This window comes from Enhygromyxa salina, from assembly GCF_002994635.1.
In the GTDB taxonomy this organism is placed as follows: Bacteria; Myxococcota_A; Polyangia; order Nannocystales; family Nannocystaceae; genus Plesiocystis; species Plesiocystis salina_B.
Window position 1 is genome coordinate 1 of the sequence record NZ_PVNL01000083.1, and the last position, 24,180, is coordinate 24,180.

Sequence of the window (24,180 nt, forward strand, 5' to 3'; positions counted from 1 at the left end):
CACCGCCGCCTCCGCCTCCACCACCGCCGCCATTGGGATCGGTCGATGGACGCCCGCCAGTTGGACCGCCGCGATCAGCGTTGGGCCCACGGCTCGGTCGCCAGTCGTGCGGCGGCCGACCGTAGGCGTGGTAGCCATGGTGCCCCGCGCCGCCCCAGTACCAGCCGTGCCCGTAGTAGCCGGTCCCCCAGCAGTACGAGACCCACGGGTAGTGATAATTCCAGACGACCACGAGCGGCTGCGGGGGACCCCAGTAGTACGACCACGTGCCCCAGTAGGGATCCCAAAACACGAACGAGCCCTGCACGTTGTAGTACCAGCGGCCCGCCCAGTAGACCCGCGGGAACGTCTCAATTGGCTCGGGGTAGGTGTGGACGTAGGTGACGACGACGACCTGCTCGCCGCTCGACATCGTCTCGTAACCCAGCGTCTCGGTCGGATAGTCTCCGACGGGCTGCGCGTAGTATTGGTCCTGCACGTGGACATCGGCGTAGGCCATGTCCGTGGGCGGCAGCGCGCCGTCTTGGTAGTTCTGCTGGTAGTAGGCCGTGTTGGCGCGCTGTTGGTAGGTCGGCGCGGCGGTAGCCTGTTGCTGCTGCCGCTTGTTGGCGCAGCCTGTCAGCGAGACGAGGGCCAGGAGCCCACCAACGAAAAAGGTCTTGCTTGATACCGCCACACCCCTAGTGTTCCGCGCACCCACTGTCGATACAACCCGGTCGATCCCGGGTTGAGCCGGCGGGCCGCGCACTGATCCCCTCCCACCGCGCCAGGGGATCCACCGCAGCCCGGTCCAGAACTCAAAACGAACGTCGTTCTGATCACCCAGGCGCAAATTTTCGGTGCGCTAACTCACCCGATGAGCGGTGTTGGCGAGGCGATTCGCTGGCTGCCGCGCCCGCGCCGGGGACAACTTTGGACCCAGCGTGGCGGCCGTTGCGGTAGGGTTTGCGCATGGCTCAGGTCGACGTACCGGTGCTGACCTTCGTGTCTGGAGCTGATCCCGGCCAGCCGTTTCCGCTCGGCCCAGACGGACACAACTGGGTCGCCGGCCGCAGCAACGACGCCGATCTCGTGCTCGCCGACGACACGGTCTCGCGCAAGCACGCGCGGATCTACGAGGCCCGCGGAACCCTGTGGCTGCGAGATCTCGGCTCGCGCAACGGCACCCGCGTCAACGGTCGCGAGATCTCGCACCATCGCCTGCGACCCGGAGACCGGATCACGATCGGCGCCAGCTTGCTGCGCGTCGACGTGGTCCCGCTCGCCAAGCTTCGCCGCGATCGATCGGGCGCCGAAGAGACCACCGCCGGCCGGTCGATGACCGGCAGCATCCAAGACATCCCGCTCGCCGACGTGCTGCAGTGGCTCGCAACCAGCCGCAAGACCGGCGCGCTGCGAGTCCGCGGCAACTCGGTCGGCGAGCTGTTCCTCCGCGAGGGTCGGGTCTACTACGCGCGGATTCAAGGCAACGACAAGCTCAAGGCCGACAAGGCCCTGCTGCGAATGATGAACTGGAGCGAGGGCACCTTCGAGCTCGACAACAACGCCGTCGCACCAGCCGATGGCAAGGAGCTCTCGGTCGGCCTCGAGCACATCTTGATGGAGGCCGCGCGCGTCCAGGACGAGCTCGCGCACCTCGCCGAGCGCCACCAGGTACCTCGCCAACACATCGACCTGAAGCTGCCGTCGGGCAAGCCGTGGCGCGAGCTCACCCCGCCGCAGCTCGATCTCGTCGAGTCGATCGCAGCCGGCGGTGACTGGCCAACCGTGCTCAATCGACTCGAGGCCGACGACGTCGCGCTCACCCAGGCCGCGATCGAGCTGCATGAAGCCGGCGTGATCGACTACTGATCGTCGGCGCTCCGCTGTAGCGATCTGGGTCGAGATCTGGGTCGAGATCTGGGTCGAGATCTGGGTGCGCCCGTGTAAGTCGATCGGGTGAGATCAGAAAATAACAGTCACGCTGTATTCGAGCGAGCGCCGGCAACGCTGGCTCGTTTCGACGACTGATCTTTCGAACGCGCGCGGGTCATTTTCGCCGGCTGCGCGTGCTTTTGCAGGCGCGGCTCGTGTGCGGCAGGTTGAAGCCGGGTAAGATCTCAGGCCAGGCTTTGAACTGTTGTGGACGTGACCATCCCCGAAGAAACTTTATCCGACGACTCGCCGCTGCTCGGCCAGGGGCCCGCGCACGCATGGTTGATCTTCATCGGGTCGAGCGAGAACGACTTTCGTAATGCAGGCGGCGTGTGGTCGCTGGACGGGGTATCCAAGATCTCCTTCGGCCGCGTGAGCGGCACGGATCTCCAGGCCGAGCGCGAGGACAACGAGCTCTCGCTGCGGATCCCGCTGGGCTGGGTGAGTGGTCGTCACGCCGAGGTCCGCATCGTCAAGTCGGGGACCGCGCTCGAGTTCGACCTTTGCGATCTCGACAGCCGCAACGGCACCCACATCGAGCGGCAGGCGATCCCCGGCATGGCCCGACTGCTCGCCGGTCAGGTGTTCGAGGTCGGCCGCTCGTTCTGGATGATCCGCGAGATCACTCAACACGACGTCCCGCCCGAGCACGTCCGCGTCCTGGATCCCTCGGGCACCTCCAACCCGATGCTGTGCGGGATCCAGCGGACCTTGCTGCGCCTCGCGACCAGCGACGTTCCGCTGCTCCTGCACGGCGAGACCGGCACGGGCAAAGAGATCACCGCGCGCTCGGTCCACAAGCTCAGCGGCCGCCCAGGTGCGTTCGTTGCGACCAACCTCGCGGCGCTGTCCGACGACCGCATCGACTCGATCCTGTTCGGTCACAAGCGCGGGGCGTTCATCGGCGCCGACGAAGATCGCCCGGGGATCTTCGAGCAGGCCGACAAGGGCACGCTGTTCCTCGACGAGCTCGGCGAGCTCTCGCCCGCGGCCCAGACCAAGCTTCACGCGGCGCTGGCCGAGGGCCGGGTGATGCGCGTCGGCGAGGAGAAGCCGCGAAAATTCGACGTGCGGGTGATCTGCTCGACCCTCCACGACATCCGCGCGCTGGTCGAGGCTGGCAAGTTTCGGCCGGATCTGTACTCGCGCCTGGCCGGGTTCGCGGCCACGCTGCCGCCGCTGCGTCGGCGTCGCGAGGATCTGGGCGTGCTGACCAAGGTCGTGTACCGGTCGCGGGCCGGCACCGAGGTCAAGATCGCCACGCGGGCGTTTCGGCGGATCCTCAGCCATAGCTGGCCCTTCAATGTTCGGGAGCTGCACCAGACGCTGGCGACGGCTTCGATCTTGGCGGGGACCAACGGGGAGATCTCGCGGGATCTGCTCGACGACATTCTGGCTAGCCGTCGGGACATGCCGCAGTCGCCGGAGAGCGTCAGTGAGCTGCGGGCGAAGCTGGTGAGTGAGCTGGCGAAGACTGGGGGGGATACGGCGGAGGTGGCTCGGGCGCTGCATCGTGAACCGAAGGAGATCCACAGGTGGATCGAGCGGTTTGAGATTGAGCCTGATGCTTATCGGTGAATGTGGGGGTTCTTGGTTGTTTGCGGGGGTGTGACGCGGGTGTGTTGGTTGTTTGCGGGGGTGTGAGTGTCCGATGAGGGCGCGCACGGGCTGCAGATGGCCCCAACCCGGCTAGGTCTACTTCAGTCTCGTTTCGCAGCTTCCCCTCGTGCGTTGTCCTGACCCGGTCTTGGGTGGCTTCGATAATCTCCACGTGCGTAGATACGCCGGGTTGGGGCCATCTGCGGCCTTGTGTGCGCGCTTCGGTCACGGGGGTGATCTCCGCTGCGGGCAAGCGGACAGCCTCGTATCTTTGACCGCTGACCAGTACTTCGCTCTCCTCCCCTGGGGGCGCCCGACGAGCGAGCAACGCGAGCGAACGAACGCGTCCCACCAACCCCAAACGCAACCGTCCTCTGAACGTGCCGAGCCCCCCTCTGGGGGGCCACGATCCCAATGCGAACAGCAGACCGGCCCGACGAGCGAGCGCAGCGAGCGAACGGACGCGAAGCGTCCGCATTCGGCAAAGTGCGAAGTCGGCCGCGGGGGGTAATTACAGCTGGCCGAGGGCTCGCTCGATCAGCTCCATCTGGCTCTGGGTGGCTTCGCGGATCGAGGACAGGCGCTCGACGATCGTGTCGGCGTTTTGGGTCTGGCCCTGGTGCGCGGAGCTGAGCTGGCTGATCTGCTCGGAGATGGTCTCGATCGCCTGAGTGATCTGGCGGCTGCCGCGGGTCTGCTCTTGGGTCGAGCGCTCCACGTGGCGGGTGATCTGCTTCATCTTTTCGGCAGACTTCATGATCTGCTCGGCGCCGCGGGCTTGCTCGGAGGTGGCGGTCGCGACCTGCTGGACGGTGGTGGCGACCACGTTGATCGCGTCGGTGACCTGCTTGGAGCCCTTGGTCTGTTCGACGGTGGCGCGGGCGATCTCGCGGACCATCTGGGTGGAGCGGCGGGCGGAGTCGGAGATGCGCTTGAGCGAGTCTTCGGCCTGGTGGCTGACGCGGACGCCGTCGTCGACGGACTTGCTCGAGCGCTGGACGGCCTCGACGGCGTTGTAGCTCTCGCGCTGGACGGCCTTGATGATCTCGGCGATCTCCTTGGTGGAGGTCGCGGAGCGCTCGGCGAGGTCCTTGATCTCGTCGGCGACGACGGCGAAGCCCTTGCCGTGCTCGCCGGCCTGGGCGGCGATGATCGCTGCGTTGAGCGCGAGCAGGTTGGTCTGCTCGGCGACGTCGTCGATGACCGAGAGGATCAGGCCGATCTCGCCGATGCGCTGACCGAGGCGGCTGATCACGGACACGGCGTCGGCCGAGTAGGTCTTGATCAGGTTGATGACCTCGATGGTCCGGTTGATCGCGTCGACGCCACCCTCGGCGGCCCAGACTACCTCTTCGGACAGCTGCGCGGTCTCGTTGGCGTTGTTCTCGACCTGCTGGATCGAGATGTCCATCTGGTTCATGGCCGAGGAGGTCTCTTCGGCGGTGGTCGAGAGCGCCTCGATGTTCTTGGCGACCTCGCGGACCGAGAAGGTCATCTCTTCGATCGAGATCGCGGTCTCCTCTACGGAGGACGCGAGGTTGAACATGCTCTCGGCGACCTCGTCGTTGGCCGCGGCCATCTCGAGGATCGAGCTCGAGCTCTCCTCGGCGTTCGACGCGAGCAGATCGACGCTCTCGGCGATGCTCTTTAAGCCCGCGCGCATCTCCGTCAACGCGGTCAGCGTGTCGTCGACGTCGGGCGCGGCGCTGATGATGCTGTTTTGCAGCTCACGCAGGTAGCCAAGCCGATCATCGACCACCGCCGCGCTGGGCTGCTTGGGTGCCTGGGCGATCTGGTCTCGCAGCTGCTGAGCCTCCTCGCGACACGCGTCGCGCTCGAGCCTCGCGCTCTGAAGCTCCTCGCGCACGCGCTTGACCTCGTCGCGGGCCTGTTCGCGATCCGCTCGCGCGTCACGTAGATCAGCCCGAGCGTCGTTGAGGTCAGAGCGAAGGGTGGCGATCTCGGCTTCGAGATCAGCAGTCCTATCGTCTTCGCTCTCGCCCTCGCCGTTGTCCCTCTTGGACTTCGCCATCAGACCGCGATTCTACGGGCTCCGGTGGAGTCCGTCACGGAAGTCGGTCAGCGAAGCGCAGGTAGTTAAAATCTGTGAGCGTGATCACGGGTTTTGGCGGTCCGCGTGACGGATGCCCAGTGCCGCGGGAACAGCTCAGGCAAGCAGATCAGAAGAACGTGAAGCGCATCCCGACCATGCCCGTGTGGCGCAGCGGAGCGGGGACGAGTTCCTCTTCGCCGGCGAGAAAGCGTAGGTCGTAGGTGATCCCGACCGAGGCGGCCGCGGTGGCATTGAGCCAAAATTCGTAGCCCACGCCCACGTTGCCGCCGATCCCGGCGACCAGGGTGTTGTTGGGGTCACCCGCGGGGAGCCCGACGCCGCCGAGGCCCGTGCGCAGATACAAGCCCTGCCACGCGTAGCCGGTGAACTCGAAGTCACCACCAAACATCCACGAGCTGGCCCCCTCGGCCCGGCCCAGATACTTGGCGCCGTGCAGGTTGATGCCGAGCAACACGCGCTTGGACACGCCCCCGCCAAACGCGAGGTTGAGCCCGACATCGGGGACGAAGGTGCCCTTCATGCCGGAGAAACCAAAAAAAACGCCGGGGCCAACGTAGACACCCCGGCGATCTCGTGCGCCCTCGAACTCGATCCCGTTGGGCCCACCGCGGACGGCCGCCTCGGCCTCGCTCGGGCTGGCGAGCGTGACGGCGGCTGCGGCGAGACCACCCACGAGCAGACTGGCGAGCGCGACACGCCGACGACGGACAACACTGGTAAAACGGTCGGTGGCGATCAGGGCGAGGGTCATGGCGTACTCCTAAGGGCTCGGGTGATCATGAACCGGATCTGTCGCGGACGCTCGTGGGGTCACGGCAGACCATGCCCGCGCCGCGATTCAGTCAGCGGAGCGTGGTCACGTCGAGCACAACGTAACCCCCCGCGCCGACATTCACCTGGGCCGTGCGACGCTCCTCACCCCCGCTGCCGCGCACGACCATGACCAGGGTGTGGTTGCCGGGCGGAACCTGGGTCCGGCCGATCCAGACCCGATCGGGGAGCGTGGTCCAAGACCGCGTGTCGGGCTTGTCGAGCGCGACCATGGCCCCCTCGATCGCGAGGGCGCTGAGCAGCCCGACGACCTCGTTGCCCTGGTTGCCGGCAGCGCGTGCGCCCTCGGCCGCGGCCGCGCGCACGATCATGCGAGTGATCGCGGAGCCGATGATCTTGGGGCGCAGCTCATCGAACTCGCGGTTGATCTCGGCGCCGAGATCACTGACCAAGTCGAGCTGCACGGGGTAGCCGTCGATGCTCCACTCGGCGCTATCGAACAGATTGCCCGCCGGCTGCAGATCCGGGAACACCACGACCTTCATCGCGCTGTGCTCGAGCAGCTTGGTGTTACCGGTCACGAACGCGCCCGCCAGGCCGATCGCGGCGCCGATCGGGATCCGGACCGGGACCTTGTAGGGCACCCGACCGGTCTTGATGATGACGAGGATCTCGGCTGGCTTGGCGGCGGCCTCGTTGCTGGCCACGGGGATCGGCGCGGCTTCGACGGCCGAGCCCTCGACGGTCGGGTCCTCGCCTGCGCCCTCGGTCGCAGCCGTCGGAAACCCGGCTGCGCCGCCGCCGAGGTAGCGATCGAGTCGCTCGCTCCGGTAGCTCCCGCGCTGCCCGAGCCGCCCGATCGGCTCGATCAGCGTGGGCAGCTCGCGCTCTTGCAGCGCCTCGTCGTAGTAGCGAAGCGCGCTGTCGGGGTTGCCCTGGCGCTCGGCGACGAAGCCCGCCAGGTACGACCCAAACGCCCCGTGCGCGTGCTCGGGGTCGTAGTCGAGCAAGTACTGGCGCATCACGGTGAACCGCTTGGCCTCGATCGCGGCGCCGTCGAGATCGCCCTGGGCCAGGTAGTTGATCAGGTTCAGGCCGTTGAGCGCGAGCTTCTCCGTGGGCGTGGTCCGGTAGTGGGTCGCGGCATCGGAAAAGATGTAGCGGCCGATCTCGTCGGCCGAGCTGCGCAGATCCAGGAACTCGAGCTGCTCGTCGGCGGCCTGAAAGTTGGTCGCGCTCGCGTCCCACAGCGCCATGGCCTGGAGGATCGTGGCGCGCTCGAGCACCGCCAGCGCGGTCTCGCTCTTCCACTTGGTCGGCAGCTCGACGGGATCTTTGACCTTGATGAAGCGGTTGACCTCGGCGAGCCCGGCTTCGTACTGCCCGGCCGAGATCAGCTCGCGCATCGACTCGGTCTTGTCCGAGTAGGTCGCACACCCGACGCCGATCGCACCGAGGAGACCGACGATCAGCCAGCGAGTTCGCCTGCGAGACATGGCCAACGGGCTAGCGCACGATCGCTTTGCTGCGCTCGGAGGTGAACTGGAACTTGACCACGCTGGTCTCGATCTCGATCACCTGGATGAACAGCGAGTACTGAATGCGGCGCTCTCGGTCGAAGCGCTCCTCGGTCGAGGTGACCTTGCCAGTAATGTAGTACTTGGCGCCGAGCTGGGCCCCGAGCCGGGCCGCGGTGGACGGATCGAACAGATCCGAGTTTTGCATCTGCGCCTCCGAGACCATCTCGGCCTGGCGCTCGCGGCTGACGACCGAGACCGCGCCCGAATTGACCATGGTGGTCTCGATCTGCGAGAGCAGCGTGAGCATCTGGTCGTCCAGATGCATGCTCGTGGCGTTCTTGATCGGCCAGATCGCGACGACTGGCGGGTTGGCCATCGAGCCCTGGACGTCGCGCGCCCACCAGGCCGAGGCGAACATCGCGTTGAGGTTCTCGTTGACGAGGTAGTCGATGTCCACGCGATCGAGGGTCGTGCTCATCGCCCCCTGATCGAGGTTGGGGTTCTCCGTGCCGGGGCCGCCGCGCACCGCCTTGGGCTTGCACCCGAGCGTGCCGCCAGCGAGACCGGCGAGGAGAAGCAGACAGAGCGAGGACCTCAGGACGCTGGACTCGTGCATGGCGGGATCGTTGTCGTCAGAGCAGGTTGCCGGGATCGCCGGCGCGGGGATTGTCGGGGAGTTGGCGGCAATGCCGAACTCCGACGGCGGGATCACCTAGTGAATAGTCTCACAGGATCATCCGAAGGCCGTGGACGTCGTGCAGACGCTCGTACGCGAGGATGACTTCATCGACGGTCTGGGCCTGCAGAGCCAGTGTGATGCAGATCGAATTGCCCTTGCTGCTCACCCGCTCGCTGAGCTCGAGTCGCGCACCAACCGCCTGGGTGCATGCGGCGTGAATGGCCACGCGAAATTGCTCGGTCGCGGGCCCGAACGCCTTGATGAGATACTCGCCGGGGAACTCGTGGCTCGCCTCGAGTAACGCTCGGCTCGGCGCGCGGCTCGTTGACTGTCCCATGTCGCTGTCCTACCACTGGGTACGCGGCCGTGGTAGCCGAGCCCCGACGACCATGACAGCTCGAGACCCCGCACGCTCCGGCCAACCGAACGGTCGGCGCACCGCTCAGACCGCTGCTCCAGCGCGGCCATGGGGGCGTAGGGCGTTCATTGGTGGGGGCGCGAGCTTGCTCGCCATGCTTGGCTGCGGCGGCGCGTCCGGGGCTGAGCCTGGAGGTAAAGGTGGCGGCAAGCGGGGCGGCAAGGGTGGAGGTCCAGGTGGTCGCGGAGGTGGCGGCGGACCGCCCGAGCCGCTCGCGATCGAGGTGACCAAGCTCGAACCTGCGACGATCGAGCGGCACTACCGGGCCTCGGGCACGCTCGAGCCCCTGCGTCGCGCCGAGCTCCGACCGATCCGCGCGGGGATCATCAATGTGCTCGAGGTCGAGGTTGGCGACGTGGTCGAGGACGGGCAGATCCTCGCGCGGCTCGACGGCCGCGAGCTCTCGATGCAGGCCAAGCGCGACCGCGTGGCGGCGGCGAACGTCGAGGCCGAGCTCGGCCGGTTGAAGAGCCTCGAAGCCAGCGGGGCGGTCGGCCAAGAAGAGGTCGACGCGCGTCGCTACGAGCTCGAGTCGGCCAGGGCGGCCGCGCGGCTGTCGGGCGCGCAGGCCTCGACGATGAGCGTGCGGGCTCCGTTCGCGGGCACGATCATCGGTCGCGCCGTCGACGTTGGAAACCTCGCGAGCACCGCCACGGTGATCTACGAGCTCGCGGATCTGAGCGCCCTCGAGCTGCCGCTGCACCTGCCCGAGCGAGAGGCCGCGCGCGTGACCGTTGGAAATTCGGTGGAGGTCGAGCTGATCGACGGCTCCACGTTCAGTGGTGAGGTCATCCGCCGGGCGCCGATCGTCGACCCGCTGACCGGGACCGTCGAGTTCCTGGTGCGGGCGAGCACGTTTCCAGCGCTGGCCGTGCCCGGCGCGTTCGTGCGCGCCCGGGTGCTGCTCGAGCGGCGCGAGGGGGCGCCCAGCGTGCCCAACGACGCCGTGTTCGAGCTCGAGGGCCAGCGCTACGTGTACGTGCTGCGCGAGGGCAAGGCCCGCCGCGTGGCCGTGCAGGTCGGGCTCGAGGGCAGCGAGCGCGTGGAGATCAGCGGCGGCGTCGCGCCTGAAGATCGGGTGCTGACCGACGCCAACGGGATCACCGAAGGCATGCCCGTCAAGCCAGCCGGCGAGGCCGACGTCGAGCGTGAGCCCGAGCCCGAGCCCAAAGACGACGACGACGCAGGCAAGCGCCGCGGCGGGTTTGGCAACAAGCGACACCGGTGATCCTCGTGATGGGCGGGGGCACGAGTCGGTGGCGCTTGGTCTGCGGTGTCGGAAAATTTAGGGCGCGGGTGCGGGCATGACGGACGCGGGGGCAGACGACTCGACCGCGGACGGGGAGCTCGCGCGGGAACGATCGCGCGCGGGGATCTGGGGGGTGATCGCGGGGGTGGTCATGCGGCCGGTGACGGTCACGATGGTCACGGTCGCGCTGTTGCTGTTTGGCATCGTCGCGCTCACGCGGATGCCGGTCGAGCTGCTGCCGGATCTCGGGTACCCGAGCATCACGGTTCAGACCGAGTACACCGACGCGGCCCCGGCCGAGGTCGAGGAGCTGGTCACGCGGCCGATCGAAGAGCTGGTCGGCGGGGTCCCGGGGGTGGTCGCGGTCGAGTCGAGCTCGCGCGAGGGTGTCAGCGAGGTGATGCTCGACTTCGCCTGGGGCACGCGGATCGACGACGCGATGGCGGACGTGCGCGAGAAGCTCGATCGGGTCCGGCTGCCGACCGAGTCCGAGCGGCCGATCGTGCTGCGCTACGACCCCTCGCAAGAGCCGATCTTGCGGTTCGCGCTGGTCGTGGAGTCCGCGGACGGGGTCACGAATTTTCGGGCGCTGCGCGACCTCGCCGACGAGAGCATCAAGCAGACGCTCGAGAAGCTCGACGGGGTCGCGGCGGTCCAGCTCCACGGCGGCGACGAGGAAGAGGTGATCGTCGAGCTCGACCCCGAGCGGCTGGCCGCGCTCGGGATCGACGCCAGCGAGGTCGTCGCGGCGATCGGCGCGGACAACATCAATCGCCCGGGCGGCGGCCTGACCGACGACGGCAACCGCTACCTGATCCGCACGGTCCACGAGGCCAAGACCCCCGAGGCGCTCGGGCAGATCATCGTCCGCGAGGGCACGACCACCAGCGGGGAGCTGCGCCTGCGCGAGCTGGTCAGCGCACGCGGGATCCGGCGGGCGCCGCTCGAGCGCGAGGAGGTCTCGCTGGTCGGCCCGGCGGAGGCGATCGAGCTCGCGGTGTTTCGCGAGGGCGACGCCAACACCGTGCGGGTGGCCGACAAGGTGCTCGAGCGGATCGAGCAGCTGTCCAAGCAGCTGCCGGAGGGCCACCGCCTGGTCGTGCTCAGCAACCAGGCCAGCTTCATCGACGCGGCGATCATGGAGGTCGCGCTCAACACCCTGATCGGCGGCGGCCTGGCGATCTTGGTGCTGTTGTTCTTCCTGCGTGACCTTCGCTCGACCCTGGTGATCGGCGTGGCGATCCCGATCTCGCTGTTGGTGAGCTTCGTGCCCCTGACCACGCTGGGGATCTCGCTCAACCTCATGAGCCTCGGCGGGCTCGCGCTCGGGGTCGGGATGCTGGTCGACAACAGCATCGTCACGCTCGAGGCGATCGCCCGGATCCGCGAGCAGCAGCCGGAGCTCGGCCGGCGCGAGACCGCCGTGCGGGGGACCGTGGAGATCGCCAGCTCGGTCGTGGCCTCGACGCTGACCACGGTCGCGGTGTTCTTCCCGATGGCGTTCGTGGAGGGCGTGGCCGGGCAGCTTGTCAGCGACCTCGCCTACGCGGTCAGCTTCTCGATCTTGTCGTCGATGGTCGTGAGCCTGACGCTGGTCCCGGTGCTGCAGGCGATCGGGGACGGGGACGGGGACGCGGACGCGGACGCGGAGGCGGCCGCGCCCGAGGGCAAGTCCAAGCGCTCGGCGCTCGCCTGGCTCGTCGCGATCCCGGCGCTGCTGTGGGTGCCGATCCGGCTGCTGGTCCGCGGCCTGGGGTGGTTGCTCGAGCGCGCCGCGTGGCCGCTGACCCGGGGCTGGGAGCTGCTCGAGGCCCAGTACCCGCGGTTCTTGAGCGTCGCGCTGAAGGGCCGAATCCCGGTCTTGCTGCTCAGCCTGGGCGTCTGCGCGCTGGTGTTGTGGTCGGGCCGAGACCTCGGCCGCACGCTGCTGCCCGAGGTCCGCCAGGGCGAGGTCTACGTGCAGATCGAGCTGCCGCAGGGGACCGCGCTGGAGCGCTCGACTGCGCTGACGCGGGGGATCATGCGCGAGCTCGACGGGGATCCGCGGCTCGAGCTGGTGTTCGCGCGGGTCGGCAGCGTGACCCAGGGCGGCTCGGCGACCGGCGGTCAGGCCGGCACCCACCTGGTTCAGATCAACTTTCGCCTGCGGCCAGAGCTGGTCGCGGCCGGCGAGCTCGAGGCGGTCGAGGACCAGCTGTTCACCGACGTCACCGCGGCGACCGAGCGGGTCCTCGACGGCGTCGAGCACCGGGCACGGTTTGGTCGCCCGGAGCTGTTCTCGTTCGAGTCGCCCGTCGAGGTCCGGGTGTTCGCCGACGAGAGCGCCGACGCGATCGCCCACACCCTGCGGCTGCTACCGCGGCTGCGCGAGATCGAGGGCCTCGCCGACGTCGCGGCCGACGATCTGTCGGGCCGCCCGGAGGTCCGCGTCGACTTTGATCGTGAGCGCCTGATGCTCGCCGGGCTCGACGTCGACCGAGCCGCGGCCGCGATCCAGCGCGGGATCCAGGGCGAGGTCGCCGGGCAGCTGCACGCGACCGACAAGCAGCTCGACATCCGCGTGCGCCTGCCCGAGGTCGACCGATCCGACATCACCGACGTCCAGCGGATCCAAGTTGGGGTCGTGGGCGGGACCACCGACGCGGTCACTGGCCAGCGCAGCCCCCCCAAGTCGATCCCGCTGACGGCCGTGGCGAGGGTCGAGCCCGCCGTGGGTCCCGCCGAGATCCGCCGGATCGACGGACGCCGCGGCCTCCGGATCCGCGCCCGCGCCGACGCGGGTGACCTGGGCAGCCTGGCCGCGCAGATCAACGACGCGCTCGACGTCGCCAGCGCCCAGATCCCCGCAGGCACCTGGGTCGAGACCGAGCTCGCGGGCCAGGCCGAGGAGATGGGCGACTCGCTCGAGAGCCTGGCCTTCACCGCGCTGCTGTCGATCTTCTTGGTCTACGTGGTCATGGCGTCGAGCTTCGAGAGCCTGCACCACCCGTTCTTGATCATGTTCACCGTCCCGCTCGCCGCGGTCGGGGTGGTGCTCGCGTGTCTGCTGACGGGTACGCCGATCTCGGCGATGGTCGGGATCGGGGCGATCATCTTGGGCGGGATCGTGGTCAACAACGCGATCGTGCTGATCAGCGCCGTCAACCAGCGCCGCGGCGCGGGGATGGACGTCCGCGCCGCGCTGATCGACGCCGGCAAGGTCCGCGTGCGGCCGATCCTGATGACCACCGCGACGACCGTGCTCGGGCTGCTGCCGATGGCCTTCGGTCTGGGCGAGGGCGCCGCCCTGCGTCAGCCGCTGGCGCTCGCGGTGATCGGCGGCCTGGTCGTCGCAACCGCGCTGACCCTGGTCGTGATCCCCTGCGCCTACGCGCTCGCGCCCGGCCGCAAGCGGGCAGCCTGGGGCGATTCAGAGCCCTAAGAGTAGCGCTCTTCTTTCCAGGGGTCGCCGTGGTCGTTGTAGCCGCGCTGCTCCCAGTAGCCCGACTCGTTGCGGCGAGAGAAGCGAATCCCGGTCAGCCACTTGGCGCTCTTCCAAAAGTACAGATCCGGGACGACCGCGCGGACCGGGGCCCCGTGCTCGGTCGTGAGCGGGGCGCCGTCGAGCTTGTGCGCGACCATGACGTTGTCGCGCAGCGCGTCGGCGATCGGGATGTTCGAGGTGTAGCCATGCGCCGCCTCGAAGATCACGAAGCGCGCGGTGTCCTTGACGCCGACCAGCTTGGCCAGCGTCTTCAGCTGCACGCCCGTCCACTTGGCACCGAGCACGGTCCAGCCGGTCACGCAGTGTACGTCTTCGGCCCGGGTCACCTGCGTCTGCTTCAGGATCGCTCGAAAGTCGAGGTCGATCGGGTTGTCGACCTCGCCGTGGAGCCGCAGCCAATACTTGGACTTCGAGGTATCACCGGGCTGGCCACCCATCGGCCGCACGCTGGTGATGACCTGCTGACCCGGGGGCAAGCGCGGGCGTCCGTCGGGGCGGGTCTCGGCCCTGGCGCGGGCGATCAGGCCGTCGTCGGCGATCACATAGGCGCCTCCAAATGCCACCACCGCCGCGCCCGCGCCGGCTTGCTGCAGGAACCGCCGACGGGCTAGAGAACGCAGCACCGCCGGGCGCCGAGCCGGCTCGAGGGCCAGATCTCGCGCGTTGGGATCGGGCCAGCTTGGATCGGACTCGGTGGGCTCGTGGCGAGGTTTTATCATGGCGAGATCGCTGTAAGCGTCGAGGCTACGGGGCCTGGCGGAGATCGGTTACCGCGGCCAGCATAGCCCGGATGCCGCCGCCATTTGGCGTGTGGTTTGGCGCCATCGTGTCGCGCCGACGGATCGGCCGTGCTACTGACCTGACGTGGCTGGTGACGAGCGCGACAGCGATCCAAAGGTGACGCTGGGTGCGCTGCTCGAGCCCATGCTCGGGCAGCTTGGCCAGCTCGCGGATGGTCCCAAGCCCGCGGCGGCGCCCAAGCCCGCGGCGGCGCCCAAGCCCGCGGCGGCGCCCAAGCCCAAGCCGCCCGAGCGGCGAAGGCTCGACGAGCACGAGCTCATGGCGCTGATCTTCAGCCTGCTCGATCACGAGAACCCCCGCGTGTGTGAGGGGATCGAGTTCGATCGGCTGGTGATCCTCACCGAGCGCGCAAGCGAGGCGGCGCCCGTTGATCCATCACCAACCGCTGCCCCACCCGCGCCCCGCTCGGTGCCCGCCACACCCGAGCCGCTCGGCCTCGACCTCGACCCATCCCAGCAATGGATCGGTCGCAGCTGGGCGGACGACATCGCCACGGTCCCCTCCGAGCTGCTCGATCGACCGCAGCTCGACGCCGCCCAGCTCGAGTTGGTCGCGCGCGCAGGCAAGCGCGAGCGCGCGACCCTCAACCTGCGTCGGCTCGACCGCGACGGTGCCCTGCGTCACCTGCAGCTGTTCATCCACGCCTGTCGACTCAGGCGGGTCCGCGTGTGCCGGGTGATCACCGGAAAGGGCGTGCACAGCAGCGGCGAGCCCGTGCTCAAGCGGGCGGTCCTCGAGTGGTGTCGGGGCCCTGGCCGCGCGTCGGTGCTCGGCTGGGCACCCCTGCTGGATCACCACGGCGAGTGGGGTTCGCTGGCGCTCGAGCTGCGCGCCCCCACCGGGTAAGGGACGCGGCGTCATGGGTCGCACGGCGTGTGGAAAACCTGGATAATGCGGCCGCCTATGTCGCGTTGTCCCCTGCTCCTGTCTGTATCTCTCCTGCTTGGCGTGCTGGGCTGCGGCGTCGAGGTCTGCGAGTCTGCCTCGACCCCCGAGGCGTTCGCTGGCATCGCCGACGACCTCCCCTCGCAGATGGTGTTCTGTGTCCCCGATGCCGACGGCGGCGCGGACCGGCCCAACGCCGCGCACGTCAACTTCCAGGTCGACACGCCTCACGACGCGTGGATCACCGTCGTCGATCACTTCGAGAGCAAGGGCTGGGAGCGGCTCGAGCAGCAGACCGGCGAAAACCTGCTCTCGGTCAAGTTCGGCCACCTCGAGACCGGCTACGTGATCAACTTCGGCACGATCAACGAGAACCGGGCCGAGAGCCCGATCAAGAAGCACCGGGTCCACGGGCACGTGAACATCAGCAAGGCCCCGTGCCTCGAGAAGTTCGGCGAGGACGACACGGTGTGCGTGGACAACACGCTGGTTCACTGCACGCTCGGCATGCCGACCCAGGAGATCGACTGCAGCGCCGACCTTCGCAGCTGCGCGGGCGAGCGCTACGGCAACTCGGCCTGCGTCTCGGATCTGTGCCTCGCAACCAAGGCTGGGACCGGCAAGTGGGACCCGGCCTCCTGCCCACCCGAGCTGGTCAAGCCCTGATGCGGATCCGCCACGCGTACCTGCACGGCTTCGCGTCGTCGCCCCAGGCTCGCAAGGGCCAGGCGCTGCGCAGCTACTACGCCGAGCAGGGGATCGACCTGCACACCCCAGACCTCAACGCGCCAAGCTTCGCTGCGCTCACCTATACGGGCATGCTCGACGCGCTCGACTCGCTCGACTCGGAGCTCGACGCGACCGAGGGCGTCGAGCCGGGCAGCTCGCGCTGGCGGTTCGTGGGCTCGAGCATGGGCGGGTACCTGGCCGCTCGGTGGGCGAGCTTGCACCCCGAGCGGGTCGATCGACTGCTGCTGTTGTGCCCGGCGTTCGACTTCGCCGCGCGCTGGCCACAGATCCTCGGCCAGGCCGGGTTTGATCGCTGGCGCGAGCAGGGCAGCTTTTTGCTGCCCGACGCGACCGGCACCCCGGTCAATGTGCACTTTGGCCTGGTCGAAGACGCGATGACCCACCCGGCGCGGCCAGTCGTCAGCTGCCCGACCATGATCATCCACGGCACCCAGGACGTCGTCGTGCCGATCGAGAGCTCTCGCCGCTACGTGCAGGAGCACCCCGAGCCGAGCCTGGTCGAGCTGATCGAGGTCGACGATGCTCACCCGCTGACCGACTCGCTCCCGACGATCCAGGCCTGCGCGCAGCGACACCTGATCGCGCCCCGGCCCGTGCTGTACTGGGATTTCTTTGGTCCGGCGGCGCAGGGCACCGCCGAGCACTTTCATCGCCACCTCGACGAATTCTTGGCCCGCGAGGGCCTGCCCGTGGGTGACGAGGGCTGCGAGACCGGGCTGGTGGTGGTCGAGCCGGGCCGCCACGCCGCCGCGACCTGTCGCTGCCCCGAGTCACTCGTGGCGGTGATCGGTCGAGCGCTGCGACCTCACCGTGTCGAGTAGTCGCGTCACTCGGGCTCGAACACGAACGGGTACGTGACCTCGACGCGGCCGCCGTCCGCGGGGGGATCGAAGCTCACGGCCATCAACGACTCGCGCATGCACTCGCGCACGAACGGGCTGTCGAGCGTGGACTCGTCGCTGATCGCCGCGTCTTCCACGATCCCGCCGATGTCCTCGGCGCCGACGATCGTGAAATTTGCGATCAGCTTGCCGGCCAGCTCGGGCTGGTCTTCGAGCGCGCTCTCGTAGCACTCGATCGCGACAGGGACCAACTGCTCGGCGATCGCCGACTCGATGTACTGCGGGTCGAGGGCCGGCAGCTGCGCAGCGGCGCTCGGGGTCGGGGCGGCTGCGCCTGGCGCCGCAGGGTCGAGCCCATGCTGGCGGCGCAGCGCCGACCAGATCCGCTCGCGCTCGAGGTCCCGCGCCATGCGGTCGCGCGGCCTCACGCCGCGCCGTGGAGCCTCGGGCGCCACTTCGTTCACCTGCTGCGCCTGCGGCTTTGGCTGCGCGGGCTCAACGGCCGGGGTAGTGGCGACGGGATCGACCTGCGCAGCCGCGGCCACGGCTGGAGCCGGCTCGTTGGGGGCGGCCAGCAAGAAGAACACCGACGCGCCGAGCCCAGCCAGGGCGAGCATTGCCACCATCACGACCGCTTGGGGGTTTTTCTCAGCCATTCGCATTCCTACCACGAGCGGACTTGCAAGCAGCGTCAGGGGCGGTCGCGTACGTGCTAACCTGTGCTGACATGGCAGCCGCGGACGCCCACACCGCCTACCCAGCCGAGGTCTACGAGAGCTTCGATGCTTTCATGCAGCAGGTGCTACAGGACACCTACACGCGTGGAGCCAAGCGGCCCGAGTTCGTCGCGCTCGTGCTCGCCAGCGGCGAGCTGATCCCCATGGCCTGGGGCCGGGTCAAGAAGGCGGGCGTCCGGGATCTCGCGATCGGGGCCGCCGGGGTCGTGGCCTTGCGGTTTGGAATCCGCTGGCTGATCGCGGGCCCGCTCGGGGTGATCCTGACCGGCTTCACCGTCGCCACCCTGATCTCGTTCTTTTGGTCCAACCAGCGCGACGTCATGGCCCGGCGCAAGCCCTACAAGCGGCTGATCTCGGAGACCCACGAGAAGTACCAGGACATCCAGACCCGCTACCAAGACGGCCGCTACGACGCCGGCGAGCGGGCGCTGCTGGTCGAGGGTCTGCTTCGGCGGGTGCTCACGGAGATCGAGAAACCAGTCGAGGCCGACAGCGACGCAGAGGAGTAGTCTTGGATCGGCGTCAGGACAAGCGAGCGAGCCAATAGGTCGGGTCGCGGCTGTGGTGGGCCAGCGCGACTACCTTTAAAGCGCCGTCGACATTGATGACGATCACCGAGTAGTGAAAGCGGCTGACCACGAAGGCACGAACTTCGACGTCCGTCGCGACGCCCTCGATGATCGGAGCACTGGCTGGAAATGACGCGAGCTGTTGGAGCTTCGCATCCAGCTCGCGGAGAAATGTGCGCGCAAGCCCATCGCGCTGCTGCTCCAGGTAGTCTGTGGCCTCCTCGAGTTTGGCCGCGGCCTCCTCGAAGAACTCAACCTCGCGCATCGTTTGCGTACTTGGCCTCGAGGCGAGCGAAGAGCGTCTCGGCGTCTTGCAGCTTCGCCTCCCCCCTGGAGAATTTTTCGAGCCTACGCTCGATCTCTTCCCGCCAGGCGAGACTGATCTCCGGACCGCCAAGGCTATCGCTCAATACGTAAATCAGCTCTTCCCGCTGATCGGGTGGAAGCGCGAGAGCCTCCTCGACGAGCTTCTTCGCGGCCGCGTTCACCCAGACACAGTACGGCCGTGAGGGGCGGGGCTGCCAACTCTACAGTTGGCGCCTCCTGACACCAAGCTCGAGCCGGCACAGTTCGGGCGTGGCGGGCGGCCCTGGCCCCCAAGGCGCCAACGCCCCCCGGCAACCCTTGGGGCTTCCCGAAGAAGAACGCCCGGTCGAGAGACCGGGCGCCTTCATTACGAAACTACCGAGGCAACCCTCAGCTACAGCCAGAGGTGCCGCCGCAGGTCATGCACTTCATGCATGACCCGTTGCGGACCAGCGTGAACCCGCCGCAGCTGTCGCAAGCGTCGCCCTCGTAGCCCTGCATGCGGGCCCGACGGACCTGCTCGCCGAGGGCGGCCTGAGCTTGCAGCTCGGCCGCGCGGCCCCCGTTGGCGCCGCCAGCCGCTGCGACTGGCTTGAACGTGGTCGCGCTGGTGGTCGCGCCGACGGTGCGATCCTCGACCTCGATCTTGCCCTGCGCGGTGTCACCCACGAACAGGTGGGCCGAGCGGGGGATGTCGGCGGTCAGCTTGAGCGGACCGGGGGTCACGACGCGCTCGGAGATGACCTCTTCGTCGCGGTACTCGATGACCTCGTCGGCGCCGGTCGAGTCGGGGGCGAGATCCTCGGGCAGCACGTGCGCGAGGTCGGTGCGGTCGAGGTACGAGACGGCCAGCTCGCGGAAGATGTAGTCGATGATCGAGGTCGACATCTTCACGTGCGGGTGGCCGGTGACGATCCCGTTGGGCTCGAAGCGGGTGAACACGAACGCGTCGACGAACTCCTCGAGCGGCACGCCGTACTGCAGACCCAGGCTGATCGCGATCGCAAAGCAGTTCATGAGCGAGCGAAACGCCGCGCCCTCTTTGTGCATGTCGATGAAGATCTCACCGAGCGTGCCATCGGTGTACTCACCGGTGTGCACGTAGACCTTGTGCCCGCCGATCGTGGCCTTTTGGGTGTAGCCGGCCCGGCGATCCGGCATCCGGCGGCGCTTGGACAGGTAGCGGTGCACGAGCCGCTCGGTGACCTTCTCGATCACCTGCGGCTGGCTGGTGGCCGCGGCTGCGGGCGCCCGGTAGCTGGGCTCGGCCTCGTCGAGATCGTCGAGGTCATCGCTGATGTCGTCGACGAGCGAAGCCGAGAGCGGCTGGCTGAGCTTGCTGCCGTCGCGGTACAGCGCGATCGCCTTGAGGCACAGCTTCCACGAGGCCATGTAGACCTGCTTGACCTCGTCGATCGTGGCCTCGTTGGGCATGTTGATCGTCTTGGAGATCGCGCCAGACAAGAACGGCTGGGCGGCGGCCATCATGTGGACGTGGGCCATGGGGCGGATGAACCGGACCCCGTAGCGACCGCAGCGGTTGGCGCAGTCGAACACGGGCAGGTGCTCGTCCCGCAGGTGCGGCGCGCCCTCGACGGTCATGGTCCCGCACACCCAGTCGTTGGCGGCCTGGATCTGCGCGCTGGTGAACCCGAGCTCGCGGAGCATGTCGAAGCCCGGATCCGACAGCTGGGCGTCGGTGAAGCCGAGCGTGTCGCGGCAAAATTCGTCGCCGAGCGTGTAGCGGTTGAACACGAACGAGAGCTCGAACGCCTGGGGGAGCTCGGACTCGATCCGGTCGATCAGCGGCTGCGTGAACCCCTTGGCGCGCAGATCCGCGTGGGTGAGCTCGGGCGCGCCCGCGAGGGTCCCGGCGCCCTTGCAGTAGCGGACGATGTCCTCGATCTGGCCGTCGCTGTAGCCGAGCCGGCCGAGCGCGGCGGGGACCGACTGGTTGATGATCTTGAAGTAGCCGCCGCCGGCGAGCTTCTTGAACTTGACGAGCGCGAAGTCGGGCTCGATGCCGGTCGTGTCGCAGTCCATGACCAGGCCGATCGTGCCGGTCGGCGCGATCACGGTGACCTGGGCGTTGCGGAACCCCGACTTCTCGCCGCGGGTGAGCGCCTCGTCCCACGCGGCCTGGGCCGAGCGCAGCAGGTAGTTGGGGCAGATCCGCGAGTCGACGCCCTTGGGCGCGGTCGCCAGCGACTCGTACTCGGACCGCGGCACGTCGTAGATCGCGCGGCGATGGTTACGGATCACCCGCAGCATCGACTCGCGGTTGTCGGCGTAGCCGGGGAACGGCCCGTGCTCGGCCGCGAGCTCGGCCGACGCGGCGTAGCTCGCCCCGGTCATCAGGGCCGTGACGCCGCCACAGATCGCGGCGGCCTGCTCGGAGTCGTAGGGCACCCCGCGGACCATGAAGTAGGTGCCGAGGTTGGCGTAGCCGAGCCCGAGCGTGCGGAATTTGAAGCTGCGGGTGGCGATCTGCGGGCTCGGGAACTGGGCCATGAGCACCGAGACCTCGAGCACGATCGTCCACAGCCGGGTCGCGTGACGGATCGCCACGACGTCGAGGTTGCCGTCACCGGCCCCGCCCGACTCGATGAATTTCATCAGGTTCAGCGACGCCAGGTTGCACGCCGTGTCGTCGAGGAACATGTACTCCGAGCAAGGATTGCTGGCGTTGATGCGGCCGTCGGCCGGGCAGGTGTGCCAGTCGTTGATCGTGGTGTCGTACTGCAGGCCCGGGTCGGCGCAGCTCCACGCGGAGTAGGCGATCTTGTCCCACAGCTCGCGCGCGCGCAGGGTGCGGCTGACCTTGCCGTCGGTCCGACGGATCAGATCCCAGGTGTGGTCGTCCTCGACGGCGTGCAGGAACCCGTCGACGATCCGCACCGAGTTGTTGGAGTTCTGCCCGGACACGGTCCCGTAGGCGTCGGAGTCCCAGCCGGTCGTGTACTCGGGAAACTCGATCTCGCGGGCGCCCTGCTTGGCCAGCTGGATCGCGCGCTGGATGTAGTTCTCGGCGACCTGGACCTTGCGGGCGCGCTTGATCGCCTTGCGCAGCGGTCGATTCTTGCGCGGGTCGAAGCGCTCGGCGGCGGTCAGCTCCGCGTCGGTGACGTGGCACGCGCGGATGATCTGGTTGAGGTGCTCGTTGCACAGCCGCGAGCCGGTGACCAGCGCGGCGACCTTCTGCTCCTCGACGACCTTCCAGTCGATGTAGGCCTCGATGTCGGGATGATCGACGTCGACGACGACCATCTTGGCGGCGCGGCGCGTGGTCCCGCCGCTCTTGATCGCCCCGGCGGCCCGGTCGCCGATGCGCAGGAAGCTCATCAGCCCGCTCGAGCGCCCGCCGCCCGACAGCGGCTCACCCTCGCCGCGGATCTGCGAGAAGTTCGAGCCGGTGCCCGAGCCGTACTTGAACAGCCGGGCCTCGCGGACCCACAGATCCATGATGCCGCTGTCGCCGACCAGGTCGTCCGACACGCCCTGAATGAAGCACGCGTGCGGCTGCGGGTGCTCGTAGGCGTTGACCGACTTGAGCAGCTCGCCGGTGGTTGGATCGCAGTAGTAGTGGCCCTGCGCGGGGCCGCTGATCCCGTAGGCCCAGTGCAGCCCGGTGTTGAACCACTGCGGGCTGTTGGGCGCGGCGCGCTGGCTGGCGAGCATGGTCACCATCTCGTCGAAGAAGGCCCGCGCTTGCTGGTCGTCCTCGAAGTAGCCGTGCTTGTGACCCCAGTAGGTCCAGCAGCCGGCCAGGCGATCGAACACCTGTCGGCTGTCGCGCTCGCCGGTGAAGCGCTCGGCCTCGGGCAGCTCGGCGAGCGCCTCTTCGTCGGGCTCGCTGCGCCACAGCCACTCGGGCACGCCCTCTTCGGGGACCCGACGGAGCACGGCGGGGACCCCGGCGCGCCGGAAATATTTTTGGGCGAGGATGTCGACCGCGACCTGCGACCAGCCCCTGGGGACCAGCATGTTGCTGGCCTCGAACACCAGCGACCCGTCCGGGTTGGTGATGCGGGAGCTGCGGGCTTCGAAGTCGAGGCCCTCGTAGGGGCGCTCGGTCGATCGGGTGAAGAGACGGCTGATCTTCATGGCGGTGCGGGGCGTGGGCGGCGAGTGGGTGAGCAGGCGAGCAGGCTAAGAAGGCGCGAACGGCTCCGCTCGACGGCTTGACGCGAAAGCCGTGGTCTGCGGCGGTCGACTCGGGGGGAGTCGCCTGGTGCCGGGCCGGCTGGTCAGCCGAGGCGGTGGGAGCGGTGGCGGTGGGCTGGGGCTGGCAGCGTGTGCCGAGCCCGCGGGCGGGAATCTGGTGGTGGGAGCCGGCGAAGAGCAGTACCCCAGGCGGGCGGATTTGGCACGGACTCGTGGGACGCCGACCCCGTGATCTGTCGGAGCGCGAGCGTTTTTGGGGCGGCGAGCGCCCGGCCCACATGTTGGGGTCGGAGGCCTAACCAACCACAACATGTGGTGTGTCGCAAGAACCCGGCGATCGCCGCGATCTCAAGTTATCCACAGCTTCCGGCCCATGGGATTGGTCGGTTGGGAACCTGTTGAATCAGCTCTCGGCGTCCGACAAACGGCTTGATCAATGCGGTTCAGGTGTTCGACGCCACCCAGATTCTCGGGTTGGCCCCGGATTTGCTGTCGGTGGATCTGCGACCCTTCGCCTGGCGATCGATCCCCAACTGGTCCCCAGGATGACTGCGCGGTCGCCACCGATCCGCCCCCAAGCTTCGTGTCAGGAGATCTCCATTTTCGCGCATCGACTGAAACAGGCCGAGCGGGTGGAGGCGATCTCCAGCCTAGTCAAACGATCAGTCCCCGACTCCCGGGTTGCCGTCCCAAACCAGAGGGTTGCCGTCCCCGCCAGGCCTGTCGCACAATCAGGCGGACGCTAGCAGGCGGTCGCAGACTGGCGATCGCTGGTAGCCCGTGAATCGCGCGCTCTGTTGCGCCCTCCCCCGCGCGGTGCGGGTCGGACGGACGTGCTGGCGAGTGAAACCCGAGACGAGCATGGCTGGTAACGACATCCCTCCCCTGCGCCGCAACGAGCTCGAGCGCCTGAGCGCGGTCGAGACCCTCAAAGGTCTGAGCAACCCCGGCGACGTCAAGCTCGGCGAGCTCGTTGGCTTCTTGGAGGCGCGGGATCTGTGGACCCAATTCTCCAAGATCACGCTTGGGGATCTGCGCGACGCGTTCGGCCTCGAGCCCGAGCCCGAGCCCGAGCTCGACACGCCGAAGAAGCGAAAGCGGCGGATCCTGCAAGAGGCGCTGGGCGGACCCGAAGAGCAGGCCGACGGTCACGACGAAGGCGCGGAGATGGCCGACGAGATCGTCAAGAAGATCCCCAAGGCTCCGGCCGACGGGGGGCTCGAGACCGACGAGGTCGGGCGCATGGTCGTGCCCTTCGTCGAAGGCAACGGCGACGTCACGCTCGACGACATCGCCGAGTACACCCGCATGGATCGCAAGGTCCTGCGCCACCACCTGGGTGTGCTCTGTAAAGAAGGTCGGCTCGAGCGAATCGGCGTCGGTCGCCACGCGATCTACTCGGCTGTCGTGTAGGGTCC

19 protein-coding genes and 1 pseudogene are annotated in these 24,180 nt (G+C 68.2%); 9 read left to right on the forward strand and 11 right to left on the reverse strand.

All coding sequences use genetic code 11. From position 1 onward, the window contains the following. Positions 1-676, reverse strand: a pseudogene (locus tag ENSA7_RS20865) (hypothetical protein); the annotation flags it as partial. Between the two features lie 275 nt (positions 677-951). Here ENSA7_RS20865 and ENSA7_RS20870 point away from each other — a divergent pair. Together ENSA7_RS20870 and ENSA7_RS20875 are read left to right on the forward strand one after the other, a co-directional pair. Then, on the forward strand, positions 952-1,851 hold the full coding sequence (locus tag ENSA7_RS20870; RefSeq protein ID WP_106091076.1) for an FHA domain-containing protein: 900 nt from the start codon (positions 952-954) through the stop codon (positions 1,849-1,851). A gap of 276 nt (positions 1,852-2,127) precedes the next feature. Continuing rightward, complete coding sequence (locus ENSA7_RS20875) at positions 2,128-3,492, forward strand: sigma 54-interacting transcriptional regulator (protein ID WP_181233955.1); 1,365 nt, start codon at positions 2,128-2,130, stop codon at positions 3,490-3,492. Positions 3,493-4,024: 532 nt separating this feature from the next. Here the strand turns inward: ENSA7_RS20875 and ENSA7_RS20880 are convergent. From ENSA7_RS20880 to ENSA7_RS20900, 5 genes are all read right to left on the reverse strand, one after another. Next, positions 4,025-5,545, reverse strand: a complete 1,521-nt coding sequence (locus tag ENSA7_RS20880) for a methyl-accepting chemotaxis protein (protein WP_106091078.1) — start codon at positions 5,543-5,545, stop codon at positions 4,025-4,027. A gap of 148 nt (positions 5,546-5,693) precedes the next feature. Beyond that, positions 5,694-6,338, reverse strand: a complete 645-nt coding sequence (locus ENSA7_RS20885) for a hypothetical protein (protein ID WP_106091079.1) — start codon at positions 6,336-6,338, stop codon at positions 5,694-5,696. A 91-nt stretch (positions 6,339-6,429) separates the two neighbouring features. Then, positions 6,430-7,854 (reverse strand): COG3014 family protein, encoded by a 1,425-nt coding sequence (locus ENSA7_RS20890; protein WP_106091080.1) that lies wholly within the window; start codon positions 7,852-7,854, stop codon positions 6,430-6,432. 10 nt (positions 7,855-7,864) lie between these two features. Then, on the reverse strand, positions 7,865-8,494 hold the full coding sequence (locus ENSA7_RS20895; RefSeq protein WP_146157939.1) for an LpoB-related protein: 630 nt from the start codon (positions 8,492-8,494) through the stop codon (positions 7,865-7,867). A 109-nt stretch (positions 8,495-8,603) separates the two neighbouring features. Next, positions 8,604-8,894: a DUF493 domain-containing protein gene (locus tag ENSA7_RS20900; protein WP_106091082.1), complete on the reverse strand. Its 291-nt coding sequence runs from the start codon at positions 8,892-8,894 to the stop codon at positions 8,604-8,606. Between the two features lie 175 nt (positions 8,895-9,069). Here ENSA7_RS20900 and ENSA7_RS20905 point away from each other — a divergent pair, with 175 nt between their 5' ends. Continuing rightward, positions 9,070-10,203 carry an efflux RND transporter periplasmic adaptor subunit gene (locus ENSA7_RS20905; protein WP_106091083.1) on the forward strand — a complete coding sequence of 378 codons (1,134 nt, stop codon included), beginning with the start codon at positions 9,070-9,072 and terminating at the stop codon, positions 10,201-10,203. Positions 10,204-10,279: 76 nt separating this feature from the next. Continuing rightward, positions 10,280-13,645 (forward strand): efflux RND transporter permease subunit, encoded by a 3,366-nt coding sequence (locus ENSA7_RS20910; RefSeq protein ID WP_106091084.1) that lies wholly within the window; start codon positions 10,280-10,282, stop codon positions 13,643-13,645. Here the strand turns inward: ENSA7_RS20910 and ENSA7_RS20915 are convergent. Further along, positions 13,642-14,427 carry a molybdopterin-dependent oxidoreductase gene (locus tag ENSA7_RS20915; RefSeq protein ID WP_106091085.1) on the reverse strand — a complete coding sequence of 262 codons (786 nt, stop codon included), beginning with the start codon at positions 14,425-14,427 and terminating at the stop codon, positions 13,642-13,644. The genes ENSA7_RS20910 and ENSA7_RS20915 overlap by 4 nt on opposite strands. A 145-nt stretch (positions 14,428-14,572) precedes the next feature. Here ENSA7_RS20915 and ENSA7_RS20920 point away from each other — a divergent pair, with 145 nt between their 5' ends. The 3 genes from ENSA7_RS20920 to ENSA7_RS20930 are packed head-to-tail and all read left to right on the forward strand — an operon-like array spanning position 14,573 to position 16,965. Beyond that, positions 14,573-15,355 carry a Smr/MutS family protein gene (locus ENSA7_RS20920; protein ID WP_106091086.1) on the forward strand — a complete coding sequence of 261 codons (783 nt, stop codon included), beginning with the start codon at positions 14,573-14,575 and terminating at the stop codon, positions 15,353-15,355. A 57-nt stretch (positions 15,356-15,412) separates the two neighbouring features. Further along, positions 15,413-16,060 (forward strand): hypothetical protein, encoded by a 648-nt coding sequence (locus tag ENSA7_RS20925; RefSeq protein WP_146157940.1) that lies wholly within the window; start codon positions 15,413-15,415, stop codon positions 16,058-16,060. Then, positions 16,060-16,965 (forward strand): alpha/beta hydrolase, encoded by a 906-nt coding sequence (locus tag ENSA7_RS20930; RefSeq protein WP_146157941.1) that lies wholly within the window; start codon positions 16,060-16,062, stop codon positions 16,963-16,965. Before ENSA7_RS20925 ends, ENSA7_RS20930 begins: the two co-directional genes overlap by 1 nt. A gap of 5 nt (positions 16,966-16,970) precedes the next feature. Here the strand turns inward: ENSA7_RS20930 and ENSA7_RS20935 are convergent, their stop codons facing one another. Then, positions 16,971-17,642 carry an AgmX/PglI C-terminal domain-containing protein gene (locus tag ENSA7_RS20935; protein WP_106091089.1) on the reverse strand — a complete coding sequence of 224 codons (672 nt, stop codon included), beginning with the start codon at positions 17,640-17,642 and terminating at the stop codon, positions 16,971-16,973. Between the two features lie 71 nt (positions 17,643-17,713). Here ENSA7_RS20935 and ENSA7_RS20940 point away from each other — a divergent pair, with 71 nt between their 5' ends. Further along, entirely contained in the window at positions 17,714-18,232 is a 519-nt protein-coding gene (locus ENSA7_RS20940) for a hypothetical protein (protein ID WP_106091090.1), read from the forward strand. Between the two features lie 13 nt (positions 18,233-18,245). Here the strand turns inward: ENSA7_RS20940 and ENSA7_RS20945 are convergent, their stop codons facing one another. The 3 genes from ENSA7_RS20945 to ENSA7_RS20955 form a co-directional block, all read right to left on the reverse strand. Beyond that, positions 18,246-18,557: a type II toxin-antitoxin system RelE/ParE family toxin gene (locus tag ENSA7_RS20945; RefSeq protein WP_106091091.1), complete on the reverse strand. Its 312-nt coding sequence runs from the start codon at positions 18,555-18,557 to the stop codon at positions 18,246-18,248. Then, a complete protein-coding gene (locus ENSA7_RS20950) occupies positions 18,544-18,780 on the reverse strand; it encodes an addiction module protein (protein WP_106091092.1) in 237 nt (78 codons plus the stop codon). The genes ENSA7_RS20945 and ENSA7_RS20950 overlap by 14 nt, the downstream gene beginning before the upstream one ends. Positions 18,781-18,988: 208 nt before the next feature. Beyond that, positions 18,989-22,702, reverse strand: a complete 3,714-nt coding sequence (locus ENSA7_RS20955; RefSeq protein WP_106091093.1) for a vitamin B12-dependent ribonucleotide reductase — start codon at positions 22,700-22,702, stop codon at positions 18,989-18,991. Positions 22,703-23,623: 921 nt separating this feature from the next. Here ENSA7_RS20955 and ENSA7_RS20960 point away from each other — a divergent pair. Next, positions 23,624-24,175 (forward strand): hypothetical protein, encoded by a 552-nt coding sequence (locus tag ENSA7_RS20960; RefSeq protein WP_146157943.1) that lies wholly within the window; start codon positions 23,624-23,626, stop codon positions 24,173-24,175. Positions 24,176-24,180 lie beyond the last annotated feature (5 nt).